The following is an 18,453-nucleotide window of genomic DNA, read 5'->3' as shown; positions in this document are numbered from 1 at the left end:
TTGCACGAACCAACCAGACTGAAAGAAAAATATCATGTCCGAAAACCGAATTTCCTCAGCCATAGTCATCGGCGCCGGTATCTTTGGCGTCTCGACGGCTGTGCAGTTGCAGCGTCGCGGCGTGGCCGTCACGGTGATCAATGACGGCCCCGTCGCCAATGGTGCGTCCGGTCGCTCGCTCTCGTGGCTCAACTCCGCACGCATGCGCTCGGATGCCTACCATCGCCTGCGCATGGCCGGCATCGATCGTTACCGCACGCTGTCCAGCCAGATCGGTCCGGTCGACTGGCTTCGTTTCGACGGCGGCCTGACCTGGGACGCAGATGGCCAGGAAAACGAGATCGCCGCCGCCCATGCGCACGAGGTCGCGCTGGCCTATGACGCACGGCATCTGCTGGGTGCCGAGGTGGAGGCCTCGACGCCGGGCATCGCCGCGGAAGCCGTGACGCGCCAGGGCGCGATCTTCAATCCCGGCGAAGGCTGGGTAGACCTGCCGGAACTCATCCGGTTTCTGCTGGTAGAATTCTCCCGACGCGGCGGCATGCTCGTCACCGAAGAGGGGGCAGCCCATGTTGTGGTCGAGAATGGTCGCGCCGTCGGCGTCCAGACGGCGGCAGGCCCGCGCCGCACCGCTGATGCCGTCCTGATCGCCACCGGACCCGCGGTGCCGGCCATGGCAGCCGATCTCGGCCAGACCATCGGCGATGGCACGCCCGTAGCCCTGCTGGTGGCCACCAAGCCTATCGATCATCCGCTGAAGGCTGTTCTCAATACGCCACGCGTCGCCATCCGCCCCGCGCCCGGCGGGACATTTTTCATCGACGCCGACTGGGCCGCCGACGAGGTCGTCACCCAGCCGGACGGTTCCTATCACGTCGCCCAATCGACCATAGACGGCTTGCTGAACGCGGCCTCAGCAGTCCTTTCGGGCCATCCGAAGCTCGAAATGGCATCCTATGGCGCTGGCCCCAAACCGATCCCCGGCGATGGCGAGCCGGTGCTCGGAGCCCTGCGTGACGTCTCGGGCTGCCATGTCGCATTCAGCCATAGCGGCGCGACGCTCGGCCTCATCGTCGGCGAACTCATGGCCTATGAAATGGCAACCGGCAACCGCCATCCGCTTCTCGCCACGTTCCGGCCCGAGCGCTTCAAAGCCTGACGAACAGGTCTGTTGAACTGAGGATAGCCTTTCGCATGGGACATATGCGCAAGGCCATCGTTGCTGTTGCCGCTGCCGATTGGTGGCACCCTCATTGACCGCCTTCCGCGAAGATGCGAGATTTTGGCGATCATGATGTATGGCAACGCGCGCCCCGAACGACCGATGACCTTGCTGTGGCTGCAGGCCGGAAGCTGCGGCGGCTGTACCATGTCGGTCCTGGACAATGGTGCGCAAGGCTGGCCGCGCGAGCTGCGCAGCTTCGGCATCGATCTGCTCTGGCATCCGTCGCTCAGCGAAGAAAGCGGGGTCGAGGCCATCGCCATACTGGACAGCGTGGCGACCGGCGAGACGCCTCTCGACATCCTCTGTATCGAGGGATCGATCCTCAGGGGTCCACTGGGAACAGGCCTCTGCAATCGCCTCGCCGGCACCGGCCGGACCATGCTCGACTGGGTGCGCCGGCTTGCTCCCCTGGCGGAGTATTGCGTGGCCGTTGGCACCTGCGCCTCCTATGGCGGCATCCATTCCGCGTCTCCCGACCCGGCCGAGGCCTGCGGACTGCAATATGAAGGCACCGCATCCGGCGGCGCGCTGGGTGGTAGCTTCCGTTCACGGTCCGGCCTGCCGGTGATCAACGTCGCCGGCTGCGCGCCGCACCCCGGCTGGATCATGGAAACGATCGCCGCCCTGAAGATGGGCGATTTCGACGAGCGCGATCTCGACCGGCTCGGGCGGCCGAAATTCTACGCCAAGACGCTTGCCCACCACGGCTGCGAACGCAATGAATATTACGAATTCAAGGCCAGCGCCGAAAAGCTCTCCGATCTCGGCTGCATGATGGAGCATCTCGGCTGCAAGGCGACCCAGGCCGTCGGCGATTGCAACCAGCGCGGCTGGAACGGCGGCGGATCCTGCACCCATGGCGGATTTTCCTGCATCGGATGTACCTCCCCCGGCTTCGAGGAGACCAACGGCTTTCTCGAAACGCCGAAGATCGGCGGCATCCCGGTCGGCCTGCCGCTCGACATGCCAAAGGCATGGTTCGTGGCGCTGGCAGCGCTGTCGAAATCGGCAACACCTGAGCGCGTCCGGACGAATGCAACCTCCGACCGCATCATCAAAGCGCCGAAGCGCAGCGGGAATCCGAACGAATGAGCCGTATCGTTGCCGGCCCCTTCAACCGCGTCGAAGGCGATCTCGAAGTGACCCTCGAGATCAACGATGGCGTGATCGAGAAGGCCGAAGTTACCACCACGCTCTATCGCGGCTTCGAACAGATCCTGTGCGGCAGGCCGGGGCTCGACGCCCTGGTGATCGCGCCGCGCATCTGCGGCATCTGCTCGGTATCCCAGTCGATCGCCGCATCCACAGCCCTGCGGAATCTCGCCGGCGGCAGGGCGGCCCCGAATGGCTACCTCGCCGCCAATCTCGCCCATGCGGCCGAAAACATCGCCGACCACCTCACGCATTTCTACCTGTTCTTCATGCCGGATTTCGCCCGGGAGGAATATGCCCCCCGCCCCTGGCACGACGAGACCGTCCGCCGGTTCAAGGCGGTCAGCGGCAGTGCTTCGGCCCGCTTCCTGCCGATGCGGCGGCGCCTGCTCGAAGTCATGGGCGTGGTCGCCGGCAAATGGCCGCATTCGCTGGCCTTCCAGCCGGGCGGCACGACACGGGCGATCGATATCGGCGAGCGGGTGCAGCTGGCCTCGCTTCTGGGCGAGTTCCAGCTCTATCTCGAAGAGGCCGTCTTTGGCGTATCGCTGGAGACGATTCTGGCGATCGAGACGGCCTTGGAACTCGACGAGTTTGCCGCAAGCCCGTCCCTGGGTGATTTTCCGTTCTTCCTGACGCTTGCCGACGACCTGCAGCTATCCGGTGTCGGCAAGGGGCCGGGATTGCTGTTGTCCTATGGCGCCTATCACGACGGCCAGTCGTCCCTGCTGCCCGCTGGCATGATGAATGACCAGGGCCGCGTTCTGCCGCTCGATGTCACCGGCATCTCGGAGGATGTGGCCCATGCCTGGTTTGCCGAGACCGACAAGCGACCGACGGAGGCCGATACCGTGCCTTTGATTGCCAAGGACGGCGCCTATTCCTGGGCCAAGGCACCGCGGCTTGCCGGAAGCCCGGCCGAGACAGGCGCGGCAGCGCGTCTTGCCGTGGCGCAGCATCCGCTGATCGCGGACTTGCTGGCCAAGGACGGCGGCACGTCGGTGAAGACCCGTATCGTCGCCCGGCTGGTGGAAACGGCCATCCTCGTGCATGCGATGCAGGGATGGCTCAGGCAGCTCCGGCTGAAGGACGAGTTCTGCAGCCATTTCGCGCTGCCGGACGACGCCGTCGCATCAGGCCTGGTCGAGGCCGCGCGCGGAGCGCTGGGCCATTGGGTGAGCCTCAGAAACGGCGAGATCAGCCGCTATCAGATTATCGCACCGACCACCTGGAACTTCTCACCCCGCGACGCCGCCGGCATTCCCGGACCGCTGGAATCCGCCCTGGCCGGGCTCGACACCGGCGGCCTTGGCGCGCAATCCGCCGCCCTTCAGCATGTGATCCGCTCCTTCGATCCCTGCATGGTCTGCACCGCGCATTAGAGCGACACGGCACACAGCCGGTCACAGGATTTCCAGCAGTGAAAATGACGCTTGCATCGATCCGATCGGATGCCGCTGCTCCCAAAATTTAGACTTCATTAATAAAATCGCAAAAACAATTATCTAGCCCAAATACTGGAGCCGTTCTCAATCTGGTCTGCTTCTTGCAAACCCTTATCCACCACGCCCGCCCTGATCATTGGGTCGGGCCGGAGGGTGGATAAGGCCGGAGGAGCATCATGGCAGCAACAGAAACCTTTTACGATGTCATTCGCCGTCAAGGCATCACCAGGCGCAGCTTCACGAAATTCTGCAGCCTGACGGCCGCCAGCCTCGGCTTCGGCCCGGGTGCGGCAACGACCATGGCCCAGGCGCTCGAAACCAATGAGCGCGTGCCGGTCATCTGGATGCACGGGCTGGAATGCACCTGCTGTTCGGAAAGCTTCATCCGTTCGGCCCATCCGCTGGTCAAGGATGTGGTGCTATCGATGATCTCGCTCGACTATGACGATACGATCATGGCAGCGGCCGGCCATCAGGCCGAGGCGATCCTTGAAGAGACCAAGCAGAAATACAAGGGTAAGTACATCCTCGCCGTCGAGGGCAACCCGCCGCTCAACGAAGACGGCATGTTCTGCATCGACGGCGGCCGGCCCTTCGTCGAAAAGCTCAAATGGATGGCGGAAGACGCCATGGCCGTCATTGCCTGGGGCGCCTGCGCCTCCTGGGGCTGCGTCCAGGCCGCCAAGCCGAACCCGACCCAGGCAACCCCGATCGACAAGGTCATCCGCGACAAGCCGATCATCAAGGTTCCGGGCTGTCCGCCCATCGCCGAGGTGATGACCGGCGTCGTCACCTTCATCACCACCTTCGGCAAGCTGCCGGAACTCGACCGGCAGGGTCGGCCGAAAATGTTCTATTCGCAGCGCATCCACGACAAGTGCTATCGCCGCCCGCATTTCGACGCCGGCCAGTTCGTCGAGGAATGGGACGATGAGGGCGCCCGCAAGGGCTACTGCCTCTACAAGATGGGCTGCAAGGGCCCGACCACCTACAACGCCTGTTCCACCGTGCGCTGGAATGGTGGCGTCTCTTTCCCGATCCAGTCCGGGCATGGCTGCATCGGCTGTTCGGAGGACGGTTTCTGGGACAAGGGCAGCTTCTACGACCGGCTGACCACCATCAACCAGTTCGGCGTCGAGGCCAATGCCGACAAGATCGGCGCCACGGCAGCGGTCGTCGTCGGCAGCGCGGTTGCCGCCCATGCCGCAATCACCGCGGTCAAGCGGGTCACCTCCAAGCGCGAAAAAACCGACGCATAACAACCAGGGCAGGGAACATCATCATGACAGTTCAAACACCGAATGGCTTCTCGCTCGACAATTCCGGCAAGCGCATCGTCGTCGATCCGGTGACCCGCATCGAGGGTCACATGCGCGTCGAGGTCAATGTCGACGAGAACAACATCATCCGCAACGCCGTCTCCACCGGCACCATGTGGCGCGGCATTGAGGTCATTCTCAAGAACCGCGACCCGCGCGACGCCTGGGCCTTCACCGAACGGATCTGCGGCGTGTGCACCGGCACCCATGCGCTGACCTCTGTGCGCGCCGTCGAAAACGCGCTCGGCATCCTCATCCCGGAAAATGCCAATTCGATCCGCAACCTGATGCAACTGGCGCTGCAGGTGCATGACCATGTCGTGCATTTCTATCATCTGCATGCGCTCGACTGGGTCGACGTGGTCTCGGCACTGAACGCCGATCCGAAGGGCACCTCGGCCCTGGCACAGTCGATTTCCGACTGGCCACTGTCGTCGCCCGGCTATTTCAAGGATATCCAGACCCGGCTGAAGAAGTTCGTGGAAAGCGGCCAGCTCGGCCCGTTCAAGAACGGCTACTGGGGCAGCAAGGCCTACAGGCTGCCGCCCGAAGCCAATCTGATGGCAGTCGCCCATTATCTCGAGGCGCTCGATTTCCAGAAGGAAATCGTCAAGATCCATACGATCTTCGGCGGCAAGAACCCCCATCCGAACTGGCTGGTCGGCGGTGTGCCCTGTCCGATCAATGTCGATGGCACAGGCGGCGTCGGCGCGATCAACATGGAGCGGCTGAACCACGTCTCCTCGATCATCGATCAGCTGATCGAATTCAACGCCAAGGTCTATGTTCCTGACGTCAAGGCGATCGGCTCCTTCTACAAGGACTGGCTCTATGGCGGCGGGCTGTCGAGCAAATGCGTGATGTCCTATGGCGACGTTCCCGAACATGCCAATGACTATACCGATGCCAGCCTGAAACTGCCGCGCGGCGCGATCATCAACGGCAATCTCGCCGAAGTCTTCCCGGTCGACCTTGAAGATCCAGATGAGATCCAGGAATTCGTGGCCCATTCCTGGTACAAGTATCCGGACGAAACCAAGGGCCTGCATCCGTGGGACGGCGTCACCGAGCCGAATTACGTGCTCGGTCCCAACGCCAAGGGCACGCGCACCAATATCGAGGAACTCGACGAGGCCGGCAAATATTCCTGGATCAAGTCGCCGCGCTGGAAGGGCAATGCCATGGAAGTCGGGCCTCTGGCCCGCTGGATCGTCGGCTATGCCCAGAACAAGCCTGAATTCAAGGAGCCGGTGGAAAAGCTTCTGACCGATCTTGGCTTGCCGGTCACCGCCCTCTTTTCGACGCTTGGCCGCACCGCGGCCCGCGCGCTCGAATCCGACTGGGCCGGCCTGCAGATGCGCCATTTCTTCAACAAGCTGATGGCCAATATCAAGGCCGGCGATTCCAATACCGCTTTCGTCGACAAGTGGAAGCCGGAGACCTGGCCTGCGGAAGTCAAGGGGGTCGGCTTTACCGAAGCACCACGCGGCGCACTCGCCCACTGGGTCAAGATCAAGGATGGCAAGATCGACAATTACCAGTGCGTCGTGCCGACCACCTGGAACGGTTCGCCCCGCGATCCCACCGGCAATATCGGCGCCTTCGAGGCGGCATTGATGGACACGCCGATGGCCGATCCGGCCCAGCCCCTCGAAATCCTCAGGACCTTGCATTCCTTTGATCCGTGCCTGGCATGCTCGACCCATGTCATGAGCCCGGATGGACAGGAAATGGCCAAGGTCCAGGTGCGCTAGGGAGGATGCGATGAGCATGACTGAAAGCGTCACTGAAAAGGTGGCAGCCTCCGATTCCCACGGCGAAGCGGCGGTCTCCCGCCAGAGCGTCTATGTCTATGAAGTCCCGGTGCGCATCTGGCACTGGGTCAATGCGCTGGCGATCGTCGTGCTGATGGTCACCGGCTACTTCATCGGCAGCCCGCCGCCGACATTGTCGGGCGAGGCGTCGAGCCATTTCCTGATGGGCTATATCCGTTTCACCCACTTTGCCGCCGGCCAGATCCTGGCCGTCGGTTTTCTGATGCGCATCTACTGGGCGTTTGTCGGCAACCCTCATTCGCGGCAGATCTTCTACTTTCCCTTCTGGAGCGGCCGCTTCTGGAAGGAATGGCTGCACGAGATCTGGTGGTATTCCTTCATGGTCAAGCACCCGAAGAAATACATCGGCCACAATCCGCTGGCGCAGTTCTCCATGTTCCTGGCCGTGGTCCTGCCAACCATCTTCATGATTGTCACCGGCTTTGCCCTCTATTCCGAGGGAACAGGCCGCGACAGTTGGCAATATGCGCTGTTCGGCTGGGTGTTCTCGATCTGGCCCAATAGCCAGTCGATCCATACCTGGCACCATCTCGGCATGTGGGTGCTGGTGATCTTCATGATCGTCCATATCTATGTGGCGGTGCGCGAGGACATCATGAGCCGCCAGTCGATCATTTCCTCGATGATCTCCGGCGAGCGGCTGTTCAAGGACGAGGAGGAGGAATGATGGCGCAGCATCACGCCCCCGCATCTCCCCGCGTCCTCGTGCTGGGTATCGGCAATATCCTCTGGGCGGACGAAGGCTTTGGCGTACGCGCGGTCGAGGCCTTTCATCGCGCCTATGCGGTGCCGGACAATATCACCATCCTCGATGGCGGCACGCAGGGCCTCTATCTTGTCCAGTTCGTGACGGAGGCCGACTATCTGATCGTCTTCGACGCGATCGACTACGGCCTGGTGCCCGGCACGCTGAAGCTCGTCGAGGACGACGAGGTGCCGAAATTCACCGGCGCCAAGAAGATGAGCCTGCACCAGACCGGCTTCCAGGAAGTCCTGAGCGCCGCCGACCTGCTCGGCCACTATCCGGAGAAGCTGGCGCTGATCGGTTGCCAGCCGGTCGATCTGGAAGACTGGGGCGGTCCGCTGACCGGGCCGGTCAAGGCCGTCATTCCAAGAGCCTTGCAGATCGCGGCCGATCTTCTGGCGTCGTGGGGGATCGCGATCCGCCCCCGCTCGGCGGACGAGGTCGTTCCGGCTCTGCTTGAAAACGATATCGATTTTGAAAGCTACGAACGGCGTGAGGCGCAGCCTGCACCGGTTCTCTAGGGAGGAATTCATGAGATATGCTCGCATTCTGGCCACGCTGGCGGCCGTAACCCTGCCAACGGTTGCCCATGCCCATGTCGGCCTGCACAGCGACGGGGCGCTGGCCGGCCTCAGCCATCCGATCAGCGGCCTCGATCACGTGCTGGCCATGGTCGCCGTCGGCTTCTGGGCCTCCACGCTCGGCGGCACGGCCCGCTGGATCGTGCCCGCTGCCTTCGTGTCGGTCATGGCCGTCGGCGGCATGCTCGGCATCTATGGGGTGCCGCTGCCGATGGTCGAGACCGCCATCGCGCTCACCGTCGCGATCCTCGGACTGCTGGTTGCCTTTGAAGTCAAGATTCCAACCGCAGGCGCTTCTGCCATCGTCGGCCTGTGCGCGCTGTTCCATGGCCATGCGCACGGCACCGAATTGCCGGCCATGTCGCATGCGGCCGGTTACGTGGCCGGTTTTCTGGCCGCGACGATCGCCCTCCACGCGGCCGGCATCGGCCTCGGTGCGCTTCGCTTCGGCAGGGCCGGGCAGGTCGCAGCGCGCATTGCCGGCGCGGTCGTGGCCATCTCCGGCGCCGCACTTCTTGCCGGCTGACGGCCCGCAGGCTTCGGCACCACGAAACGCGCAAGGTCAGACTTGCGCGTTTCCGGTTTTAACAGAGACAATCAAGGACAGGAGAGCGACATGTGCATAGGCATTCCCATGCAGGTTGTGGATGGCGACGAACTGACCGCACGCTGTAAGCGCCACGACGTGATTTCATCGATTTCGATGATGCTTGTCGGCGCACAGCCGCCCGGCACCTTCGTCCTGACCCATCTCGGTTCCGCCATCCGCGTCCTGGACGCAGACGAGGCGCAAGCGATCGACAACGCCCTCAAGGGGCTTGCAGAAGCCGTCGAAGGACGCAATTTCGAGCATCTGTTTGCCGATCTCATCTCCCGCGAGCCGGAACTGCCCGAGCATCTGCGCTGACGTCTGAGAGGTTTGTTTTCAGTCTGAAAGCAAACTTTCCACTTAAACCATCGCCCACAGGCTTTGCGCTGGAAATTATCCTTTCAGATCAATGGAATTCCTCTTTCCTTCCAGCTGGCACGGCACTTGCAAATCTTTCCCTAAAATACCGGCATGCCGATCAGGGAGGACATAATGCCATCATATCTCATAGGCGCACTGCGCGAACAGGCGGGGCTGCCGTTCGTCGACGGGACAAATATCGATGCCTTCCTGGCACCGGCTGAAGGCGAGCCCGACAACTGTATTCTCTTCTTCACCGGCGATCCGAAGCAGCGGCCCGAAGCCGATGACGTGGCGGTCGTCCTGCCGGAACTGCTCAAGACCTTCCAGGGGAAACTGCGCGGCGCCGTGATCGACAGAGCCGCCGAGGACGGCCTCAAGGCGCGTTTCAACGTGGTGGTCATGCCGAGCCTTGTCGTGACGCGGCGCGACCAGCCGCTTGGCGTGCTCGGTAAGATCCGCGACTGGTCGGACTATATCGAGAAGATCGGCGCCTGGCTGTCGCCGGATGCCCCGGTCCTTGCCCCGTCCGGCGGCCCGCGCGTCGAAATCACCCATGCCGGTAAGGAGATCGTTCGATGAAAGCAGGTTTCTGGGTTGCGCCCGAGGGCGACGATGCGACCATGACCGTCATGCCGATCGGCGCCGAGACGCCGCTGCGCGCACGAAAGCTGAACTATCTGGCCACCAGTTCGGCGGAAGAGATGATAAGGCGCTGTCGCCAGACCGCCGAACTCCTGCCCCGGATCGCCGACGCACTGGCGGCGCAGAAAGCCGATCAGCCGGGCCATCTGTTCGACATCACCGACTTTGCCGACGATGACAAGGAACTCATCACTCAGACGCTCGGCGAAGGCGAAGTGGCCGGCGTCGCGGCCCTTGCGAACGGGGTCCTGGCGCAGATCCAGGAGGCCGTCATGGCCGGCGTCTGGCGCGTCCGCTTTACCGACGCCAATGGCGCATTGCTGGCAGACTATGTCGAAGTCGCCTCGATCCCGGCTGCCGTGCGGCAAGCCTGCGCTGTGCTTCCACCACAGATCATCCACGGGCCGGCCCCCGCAGGTGCCATGAATGTCATGCCGGTGCTGCACGAGATCGGCGACCGGATCGGGCGCTACAAGGAGGGTGACGAGCCGCATATCATCACCTTCTCGCTGTTTCCGATGAGCCCTGAGGACATGACATTTCTGCAGCAGACATTGGGCGCCGGACCTGTACAGCTCACCTCGCGCGGCTACGGCACATGCCGCGTGGTGGCGACGGGTGCCCGCCATGTCTGGTCCGTGCAGTTCTACAACGCCATGGACACGATCATCCTCGACACGCTGGAGATCTCCGACATCCCCTCCGTCGCCCTTGCAGCGGAAGAGGATTTCCGCGATTCCGAAATGCGGCTGCGCGAGATCGAAGAGGCCTATTTCAAATGAGCAGCTTCGAGAATTTCGGCAAGCGCGAGACGGTCTGCGACAGTGACAAGATGGAGTGCGGCATCTGCTGGCACGTCTATGATCCGGCGGAGGGCGACCCCGTCTGGCAGATCGAAGCCGGCACGCCATTTTCCGCCCTTCCCGAGGACTGGCGCTGTCCCAATTGCGATGCCCTGCAGTCGAAATTCATGAGACTGAGCGATGCACGCTGACCGCTCCACCCAGTCCTGCGACGATGCGGCTTGCGCGCTCGGCCAAAGCCTCGAAACGCTCTATCGCGGTATTTTCGAGCGGTCGATGCATGACCTGCCGATCTGCAATCCGGCACTCACGGTCGCAGCAAGCGGTTTTCGCAGCTATGGCGGACGCGCCATCGGCATCGTCACGACGCCCTGGTTCATGAACCTCGTTGCTGCCGACCTGCCGGAGGGACGCCCTGCCCCCGCGATCGTTCCAGGCACAACAATCCGCATCGGACTGCCGGCCGGAGAAGTGGACTTCATTACCGGCGAGCTTGAGGGTTTCGGCCGGCTGGATTGCTGTTCGCTTTTTTCGCCGGTCTTCGAATTCGGCTCCATGGACGCGGCCCTGCAGACGGCCGAAGAAGCCGCTCGCGCCTTTTTCGATCCATCCCTCCTCGAAGAGCCACCGAGGCCGCCGGCCGAAGTCAACCGCCGCGACCTGTTGCGCGGCCGTATTGGCCAGCCAGAGGACGCCGGCCCATGACCTTCGCTCTCGGGGCCGGCACGATCAGGATCGATGTGACCGTGTCGCGCGGCCAGGTCTGCGCCGCCGAACTGTCCGGCAGCCGGCCGCAGGGCCTGGCCCGCATGTTCCTCGGCCGCCGCCCCGAGGAAGCCCCGGTACTGGCCGGCCAACTGTTCTCGCTCTGCGGGTTCGCCCAATCGATCGCCGCACGGCTGGCGGTGCTGCGTGCCGCGGACCGGGCCATGGGCGGCGACGAGCGGCTGGCCGCCGCCACCGGGCTGCTGGCTGAACGCGTCTTCGAAACCCTTCGGGCGCTGGCTCTGCACTGGCCATCGCACCGGGTTTCGGACCTGGCCGTGGCCTCGGGCGTGCATTTGCGCGAAGCGCTTGCCGCCTCGCAGAGCATCATCGCCGGAGCCCGTGCCGGCACCCTGCCGATCCACACCCTGGCCTTGCCGACGGCTCGCCTGGAAGGCGCCGCCACCTCCCTTGGCATACCGGTGGTGGGCGATATCCCCGCGACGGGGACGCTATGTGCGGCGATCCTCGACGAGATCCGCTTCGAGCGGATCTTCCGGCTGCGCCGGCCGGATTCGCTTAACCTCCATGACGACGAGGAAGTCCTCGATCATCTCGTCCGGGAATCCGGCTATGCCGCCCTCCCCTATCTGGCCGGCCGGGTTGCCGAGACCGGCGCCTATGCCCGGCTGCGCGCTTCGGCGGCGACGGACGAGCCCTATCTAGCTGCACGCTTGCTGGCACGCATCAAAGACGTGCGCCTCTGTCTCAACCTGCTGCAGGGCATCGCCGACGGTGAGGAGCGCGACCTCGCGCCGCTGTTCAGCGACGGACCGAGCCCCGGCGCGGGCGGTTATGGGGCGGTGGAATGCGCGCGGGGCCGGCTCTATCACCAGGCGGAGATCGGCAGTGATGGATCGATTTCCGCCTACCGGATTCTCGCACCGACCGAATGGAATTTCCACCCGGCCGGTCCGTTTGTCGAAACGCTGCTCTCCTGTAGGATCGGCGATGGCGAGGCCGGCCGCAAGGTCGTCTCGCAACTCGCCGCGCTGTTTGACCCATGCGTGGCATTCGAAATCACCGTGCGCGAGGCAGCCCATGCATGAGATGTCGTTGATGGAAAGCGTCGTGGAGATCGCCTGCGAAACCGCCAGGGCCAACAGTGCCAGCGCCATCCGGTCGATCCGGCTCGATGTCGGCGTCTTGAGTCACGTCAATCCGGAGGCGCTTTCCTTCTGTTACGATGCCATCCGGCGCGGAACGATGGCGCAGGATGCCGCCCTTGAGATCAACCGGATCGCCGGAGAAGGCTGGTGCCTCGACTGCGGCAAGACGGTGGAATTGACGGAACGTTTTGGCGCCTGCCCGGACTGCGGCAATCACCGCGTCCAGATGACGGCAGGCGATGAATTGAAGATCAGAGACATGGAGGTGATCTGATGTGCACGGTATGCGGTTGCGGAACCCAGGCAGTGATCGACAAGGATAAGGCGCAGACGGCCCACGACCATGACCACGGTCATGAGCACCATCACGGAGATCACGATCATGGTCACCATCATGATCATGATCACGAGCATCACCATGCGGAAGACGGTGCGGTGCATTATGGCAAGGGCATTGCCGGCGTGCATGTGCCAGGCCTAAGCCAGGAACGCATCATCCAGATCGAGACCGACATCCTGTCGAAGAATGACAGCCATGCCGACAAGAACCGCGCCTTCTTCGTGCGCAACGGCATTTTCGCGCTCAACTTCGTCTCCAGTCCCGGCTCCGGCAAGACCAGCCTTTTGGTGCGCACGATCAACGAGTTGAAGGACCGGCTGGAAATCAGCGTCATCGAAGGCGACCAGCAGACCTCGAACGATGCGGCCCGCATTCGCGAGACCGGAGCCCCGGCGATCCAGATCAATACCGGCAAGGGCTGCCATCTCGACGCCCATATGGTGGGCCACGCGGTCGAGGATCTGCGCCCGCAGCCGGGCTCCGTTCTCTTCATCGAGAATGTCGGTAATCTCGTCTGTCCGGCGGCCTTCGACCTCGGCGAAGCCCACAAGGTGGCCGTACTCTCCGTCACCGAGGGCGAGGACAAGCCGCTCAAATACCCTGATATGTTCGCCGCTGCCGACCTGATGATCCTCAACAAATCCGATCTCCTGCCGCATCTCGATTTCAACGTCGGGCTCTGCATCGCCAACGCCTTGCGGGTCAATCCGCGCCTGCAGACGCTGACCGTGTCGGCCCGCACCGGCGAAGGTATGGAGGCCTTCTACGCCTGGCTCGAAGCCTCCGCGGCCCGCCAGGCGGCAAAGGCGGCCTGAGACGATGACGGGCGCGAGCGCAAGGCCCCTTGTTGACCAACCCGTCCAGCGGCTGCGGCTGCGGGTTCGCGGTTGCGTGCAAGGTGTCGGCTTTCGCCCCTTTGCCTACCAGCTTGCCCGCAAGATGCTGCTCTCCGGCTTCGTCCTCAATGACAATGCCGGCGTGCTGATCGAAATTGAAGGTGCAACTGCCGGCCGCTTTGTCGAGGCTATGTATAGCGAAGCCCCACCCCTTGCGCGCATCGACGCGGTCGACATTATCGAGCTGCCGACGGCGGGTGGCGAGCGCTTCGAGATCCTCGAAAGCCGCGGCGGACAGGCCGCGACGCGGATCGGCGCCGATGCCGCCACCTGCGAAGACTGTCAGCAAGAGCTTATTGATCCTGAGAGCCGCTTCTTCGCCTATCCCTTCGTCAACTGCACCCATTGCGGCCCGCGCTTCACCATCACCCGGACCCTTCCCTATGACCGCGCCCAGACCTCGATGGCGCCGTTCGCGATGTGTCCGGCCTGCAGTGCCGAATACCGCGACCCCGACAATCGCCGTTTTCATGCCGAGCCGGTCGCCTGTCCCGCTTGCGGGCCGACGCTCAGCCATCCGATCGATGCGATCGCCGCGGCCCTCTGTCGCGGCGAGATCGTTGCGTTGAAAGGCATTGGCGGCTTCCACCTCCTGTGCGACGCCCGCAACGATGCCGCGATCATCCGCCTGCGGGAACGAAAAGGGCGCGACCAGAAGCCGTTTGCCGTGATGGTCAGGACAATGGAAGCTGCCCGCATGCTAGCAGGCGTCACCGCGCAGCAGGCAGACCTGCTCGAAAGCCCGGCGCACCCGGTCGTCCTGTGCGAGGCGCGCGATGCCATCTCCCGCCTCGTCGCCCCCGGCCTGAAGCGGATCGGCGTGATGCTCGCCTATGCGCCGGTGCATCATCTGCTGCTCGATGCGCTGGCCGAAACGATGCCGGAATGTCCCGCCGCGCTGGTTGCCACCAGCGCCAATCCGGGCGGTGAGCCACTCTGCGCCGACAATGAGGACGCCCTGCGGCGGCTCGCCGGCATCGCCGACCTGATTGTCACCCACAACCGGGACATTGCCGTTCGCGCCGACGATTCGGTCATGCAGGTGATCGACGGCGCGCCGGCCTTTTTGCGGCGGGCACGCGGCTTCGTGCCGGAACCGGTCGATCTGGGCGAGGACGGCCCCTCGGTGATCGCCCTCGGCGCAGACCTCAAGAACACGATCTGCGTCACCCGCGGCCGCGAGGCCTTTCTCTCGCAACATGTCGGCGGTCTCGACAATGGCGAGACGATCCGCTTCCTGAACGAGACGGTCTCCCATCTCTGTTCCATCCTCGATGTCCGGCCGGATTATGCCGCCTGCGACCTGCATCCGGATTTTCGCTCGGTGCGGATCGCCGAGGGCCTCGGCTTGCCACTGGTGCGGGTCCAGCATCACCTGGCCCATATCGCTGCGGTCACCGCCGAATATCGGCTCTCAGGCCCTGTCATCGGCTTGGCGCTGGACGGCCATGGCCATGGTGCTAACGGCGGCATGTGGGGCGGCGAAATGCTGGTTGTCGACGGACCTTGCTGGAGACGCTCCGGTTCGCTCACCTCCCTGCCACTGCCCGGCGGCGACAAGGCAGCGCGCGACCCCTGGCGCATGGGCGTGGCCGCGCTCCACACAACCGGGCGCGCCGATCTTGCCGACCTGCTCTGGCCGGGACACCAAGGGGTGGCGAGACTGACCGCCATGCTCGATCGCGGCATGCAGCCGCCGCGCACATCGAGCCTCGGCCGGCTCTTCGATGCCGCCGCCGCCATTGCCGGCCTCCGCCTGGAGCAGACCTATGAGGGGCAGGCGGCGATGGAGTTTGAAGCGCTTGTCGAAACCCCGAAGGGCCTGGCCGGCGGCTTCCGGATCGACGGCGGCATGCTCGATTTCCGCGCCCTGCTTGTCTACATGGCCGAAAACCGGCTGGCAGGCTGCGCAGCCGCCGATCTGTTCCACGGCACCCTGATCGCCGGCCTGGCCGCGTGGGCGGCGGCGCAGGCAGAGGCGAGCGGCATCGACCGCATAGCTTTGGGCGGCGGCTGCATGATGAACCGCGTTCTGGCCGAAGGTCTCGCCGCAACCCTGCGCGCACGCGGCCTGAAGCCCTTTCTGCCATCCAGGGTTCCGGCCAATGACGGGGGCATTGCCCTCGGCCAGGCGGCCTTTGCCCGTCAGATCATTCAACACAATGCCGCCGAGGTGGAGGAGAGTCTCATATGTGTCTAGCCATTCCCGTCCAGGTGAAGGAAGTGCTACCCGACAACATGGCAAAGGTGACGCTCGACGGCGTGTCGAAGATCATTTCGACCGCGCTCGTCGATGATGTCCAGCCGGGCGACTACCTCGTGCTTCACGTCGGCTATGCGCTGGCGAAGATCGATCCGGAGGAAGCCGAGAGAACGCTCGAACTCCTGCGGCAGGCCGCTTTGGGAGATGCCGCATGAAGTATATCGACGAATACCGCGATGGGCGCATCGCCAAAGATATTGCCCGGCACATCGCGGCGGCCGCGGACCCTGCCCGCTCTTACCATTTCATGGAGTTCTGCGGCGGCCATACCCATGCGATCTCCCGCTATGGGCTTGAAGACCTGCTGCCGGCGAACGTGCGGATGATCCATGGCCCGGGCTGTCCGGTCTGCGTGCTGCCGATCGGCCGCATCGATGCGGCGATCGCGCTGGCCATGCGCCCGGACGTCACGCTGTGCACCTATGGCGACCTGATGCGGGTCCCAGGCTCCAGCGGCTCCAGCCTGCTGAAGGCCAAGGCCGCCGGGGCCGATATCCGCATGGTCTATTCGACGCTCGACGCCCTGAAGATCGCCGAGGCCGAGCCGGATCGCGACGTCGTCTTCTTCGCCATCGGCTTTGAAACCACGACGCCGCCGACGGCCTTGGCGCTGCGCTTTGCCATCCAGAAGGGGCTGAAGAATTTCTCGATCTTCTGCAACCACGTGCTGACGCCCGCCGCCATCCAGAACATTCTCGAAAGCCCGGATGTCCGCAAGCTCGGCACCGTCAAGATCGACGGCTTCATCGGGCCGGCCCATGTCAGCACGGTGATCGGCACCGAGCCTTACGAATTCTTCGCCGAGGAGTTCCAGAAGCCGGTGGTTGTCGCCGGTTTTGAGCCGCTCGACGTCATCCAGGCAATCCTGATGCTCGTCCATCAGGTCAATGACGGCCGCCACGAAGTCGAGAACCAGTATATCCGTGCGGTGACCGCGCTTGGCAACGAAAGGGCGCAGGCCGAGGTCGCGACGTTCTTCGAGCTGCGCGAGAGCTTCGAATGGCGCGGGCTTGGCGAAGTGCCCTATGGCGCGCTGCGCCTGCGGCCGGAATTCGCGGACTACGATGCGGAAAAGCGCTTTGCGATGGTGACGCCTGCGTCAAAGGACAATCCGGCCTGCGACTGCGGCGCCATCCTGCGCGGCGTCAAGAAGCCCGCCGATTGCAAGCTGTTCGGCACGGCCTGCACGCCCGACACCCCGATGGGCTCCTGCATGGTGTCGAGCGAGGGCGCCTGTGCGGCCCACTGGACCTATGGCCGCTTCCGCGAGCATGCCCGGACTGCGGAACAGGGAAAGAGTGCCGAACCCGGAAAGGCCGTCGCATGAACGTGATCGTAAAGCCCCACAAGCGCAGGCTCGATATCCGGAACGGCCGTGTCGACATGTCCCACGGCGCCGGCGGTCGGGCGATGGGCCTGTTGATCGAGAGCATCTTTCACAAGGCGTTCGACAATGACTGGCTGCGGGCCGGCAACGACCAGTCGGCCTTCGGCGTCGAGGCCGGCCGCATGGTGATGACGACGGACGGCTATGTCGTATCGCCGCTGTTCTTTCCGGGCGGCAACATCGGCACGCTTGCCGTGCACGGCACGATCAACGACATTGCCATGGCGGGTGCCACGCCGCTCTATCTCTCGGCAAGCTTCATCATCGAGGAGGGTTTTCCGCTGGCCGATCTCGACCGGATCGCGCGCAGCATGGGCGAGGCATCGCGCCAGGCCGGCGTGCCGATCATCACCGGCGACACCAAGGTGGTCGAGCGCGGCAAGGCCGACGGGGTGTTCATTTCTACCGCCGGCGTCGGCGTGGTCCCGGTCGGGCTTGACCTGCGCTCGAATGCGGCGTGTCCCGGCGACGCCGTAATCGTCTCCGGTTCGATCGGCGACCATGGCGTCGCTGTGATGTCGAAGCGCGAGAACCTCGAATTCGAAACCGACATTGTCTCCGACAGTGCCGCCCTGCACGGGCTCGTCGCAGCCATGGTGGCGGCAGGCGGCGGACACATACGGCTGATGCGCGATCCGACGCGCGGCGGGATTGCCGCCACTCTCAACGAGATCGCCAGCCAGTCGGGCGTCGGTTTCCGCATTGACGAAGAAGCAATCCCCCTCAAGCCGGAAGTAGCCGCTGCCTGCGAGTTCCTCGGTCTCGACCCGCTGAATGTCGCCAACGAGGGCAAGCTGGTGGCGATCGTCGCACCGGAGGGCGCCGAGAGCATTCTGGCGGCCATGCGCGCCCATCCGCTTGGCCGGGACGCCGCCCTGATCGGCCATGCCGTTGAGGATGCGAACGGCTTCGTGCAGATGACCACCAGCTTCGGCGGCGGGCGGATCGTCGACTGGCTGTCGGGCGAACAGCTCCCGCGGATCTGTTGAGCCCG

20 protein-coding genes are annotated in these 18,453 nt (G+C 63.9%); all 20 read left to right on the top strand.

The features are described 5' to 3' along the window. Nucleotides 1–34 precede the first annotated feature (34 nt). Nucleotides 35–1,159 (top strand): NAD(P)/FAD-dependent oxidoreductase, encoded by a 1,125-nt coding sequence (locus tag HGO38_RS13220; protein WP_250956361.1) that lies wholly within the window; start codon nt 35–37, stop codon nt 1,157–1,159. Between the two features lie 165 nt (nt 1,160–1,324). After that, a complete protein-coding gene (locus tag HGO38_RS13215) occupies nt 1,325–2,317 on the top strand; it encodes an NADH-quinone oxidoreductase subunit B family protein (protein ID WP_250956360.1) in 993 nt (330 codons plus the stop codon). Next, nucleotides 2,314–3,759: a nickel-dependent hydrogenase large subunit gene (locus tag HGO38_RS13210; RefSeq protein ID WP_250956359.1), complete on the top strand. Its 1,446-nt coding sequence runs from the start codon at nt 2,314–2,316 to the stop codon at nt 3,757–3,759. The genes HGO38_RS13215 and HGO38_RS13210 overlap by 4 nt, the downstream gene beginning before the upstream one ends. Nucleotides 3,760–3,998: 239 nt before the next feature. Further along, entirely contained in the window at nt 3,999–5,081 is a 1,083-nt protein-coding gene (locus HGO38_RS13205) for a hydrogenase small subunit (protein WP_250956358.1), read from the top strand. Nucleotides 5,082–5,104: 23 nt separating this feature from the next. Then, nucleotides 5,105–6,895, top strand: a complete 1,791-nt coding sequence (locus HGO38_RS13200; RefSeq protein ID WP_250956357.1) for a nickel-dependent hydrogenase large subunit — start codon at nt 5,105–5,107, stop codon at nt 6,893–6,895. A 16-nt stretch (nt 6,896–6,911) separates the two neighbouring features. Further along, nucleotides 6,912–7,643: a Ni/Fe-hydrogenase, b-type cytochrome subunit gene (gene cybH / locus HGO38_RS13195; protein ID WP_250956582.1), complete on the top strand. Its 732-nt coding sequence runs from the start codon at nt 6,912–6,914 to the stop codon at nt 7,641–7,643. Next, on the top strand, nt 7,643–8,242 hold the full coding sequence (locus tag HGO38_RS13190) for a HyaD/HybD family hydrogenase maturation endopeptidase (RefSeq protein ID WP_250956356.1): 600 nt from the start codon (nt 7,643–7,645) through the stop codon (nt 8,240–8,242). The genes cybH and HGO38_RS13190 overlap by 1 nt, the downstream gene beginning before the upstream one ends. Nucleotides 8,243–8,252: 10 nt before the next feature. After that, complete coding sequence (gene hupE / locus HGO38_RS13185; RefSeq protein WP_250956355.1) at nt 8,253–8,828, top strand: nickel permease HupE; 576 nt, start codon at nt 8,253–8,255, stop codon at nt 8,826–8,828. Nucleotides 8,829–8,918: 90 nt separating this feature from the next. After that, a complete protein-coding gene (gene hypC, locus HGO38_RS13180; protein ID WP_250956354.1) occupies nt 8,919–9,209 on the top strand; it encodes a HypC/HybG/HupF family hydrogenase formation chaperone in 291 nt (96 codons plus the stop codon). A gap of 174 nt (nt 9,210–9,383) precedes the next feature. Then, nucleotides 9,384–9,833 (top strand): thioredoxin domain-containing protein, encoded by a 450-nt coding sequence (locus HGO38_RS13175; protein ID WP_250956353.1) that lies wholly within the window; start codon nt 9,384–9,386, stop codon nt 9,831–9,833. Next, nucleotides 9,830–10,678 carry a hydrogenase expression/formation protein gene (locus HGO38_RS13170; protein ID WP_250956352.1) on the top strand — a complete coding sequence of 283 codons (849 nt, stop codon included), beginning with the start codon at nt 9,830–9,832 and terminating at the stop codon, nt 10,676–10,678. Before HGO38_RS13175 ends, HGO38_RS13170 begins: the two co-directional genes overlap by 4 nt. After that, entirely contained in the window at nt 10,675–10,890 is a 216-nt protein-coding gene (locus HGO38_RS13165; RefSeq protein ID WP_250956351.1) for a rubredoxin, read from the top strand. Before HGO38_RS13170 ends, HGO38_RS13165 begins: the two co-directional genes overlap by 4 nt. After that, the gene (gene hybE, locus HGO38_RS13160) at nt 10,880–11,404 is read left to right on the top strand and encodes a [NiFe]-hydrogenase assembly chaperone HybE (RefSeq protein WP_250956350.1); all 525 of its coding nucleotides are present in this window, start codon (nt 10,880–10,882) and stop codon (nt 11,402–11,404) included. Before HGO38_RS13165 ends, hybE begins: the two co-directional genes overlap by 11 nt. After that, nucleotides 11,401–12,513: a nickel-dependent hydrogenase large subunit gene (locus tag HGO38_RS13155; protein ID WP_250956349.1), complete on the top strand. Its 1,113-nt coding sequence runs from the start codon at nt 11,401–11,403 to the stop codon at nt 12,511–12,513. Before hybE ends, HGO38_RS13155 begins: the two co-directional genes overlap by 4 nt. Continuing rightward, nucleotides 12,506–12,847, top strand: coding sequence for a hydrogenase maturation nickel metallochaperone HypA (hypA, locus tag HGO38_RS13150; protein ID WP_250956348.1), 342 nt, complete (start codon nt 12,506–12,508; stop codon nt 12,845–12,847). Before HGO38_RS13155 ends, hypA begins: the two co-directional genes overlap by 8 nt. Further along, on the top strand, nt 12,847–13,728 hold the full coding sequence (gene hypB / locus HGO38_RS13145) for a hydrogenase nickel incorporation protein HypB (RefSeq protein WP_250956347.1): 882 nt from the start codon (nt 12,847–12,849) through the stop codon (nt 13,726–13,728). Before hypA ends, hypB begins: the two co-directional genes overlap by 1 nt. Nucleotides 13,729–13,732: 4 nt before the next feature. After that, nucleotides 13,733–16,009 carry a carbamoyltransferase HypF gene (gene hypF, locus HGO38_RS13140; protein ID WP_250956346.1) on the top strand — a complete coding sequence of 759 codons (2,277 nt, stop codon included), beginning with the start codon at nt 13,733–13,735 and terminating at the stop codon, nt 16,007–16,009. Further along, a complete protein-coding gene (locus HGO38_RS13135) occupies nt 16,000–16,227 on the top strand; it encodes a HypC/HybG/HupF family hydrogenase formation chaperone (RefSeq protein ID WP_112829417.1) in 228 nt (75 codons plus the stop codon). Before hypF ends, HGO38_RS13135 begins: the two co-directional genes overlap by 10 nt. Next, the gene (gene hypD / locus HGO38_RS13130) at nt 16,224–17,399 is read left to right on the top strand and encodes a hydrogenase formation protein HypD (protein ID WP_250956345.1); all 1,176 of its coding nucleotides are present in this window, start codon (nt 16,224–16,226) and stop codon (nt 17,397–17,399) included. The genes HGO38_RS13135 and hypD overlap by 4 nt, the downstream gene beginning before the upstream one ends. Beyond that, nucleotides 17,396–18,448: a hydrogenase expression/formation protein HypE gene (gene hypE / locus HGO38_RS13125; RefSeq protein ID WP_250956344.1), complete on the top strand. Its 1,053-nt coding sequence runs from the start codon at nt 17,396–17,398 to the stop codon at nt 18,446–18,448. Before hypD ends, hypE begins: the two co-directional genes overlap by 4 nt. The last annotated feature ends 5 nt before the right edge of the window (nt 18,449–18,453 follow it).

The sequence above is a fragment of the Rhizobium sp. CG5 genome (assembly GCF_023701945.1).
Taxonomy (GTDB): Bacteria; Pseudomonadota; Alphaproteobacteria; order Rhizobiales; family Rhizobiaceae; genus Allorhizobium.
This window is presented reverse-complemented; position numbering and strand designations above follow the sequence as displayed.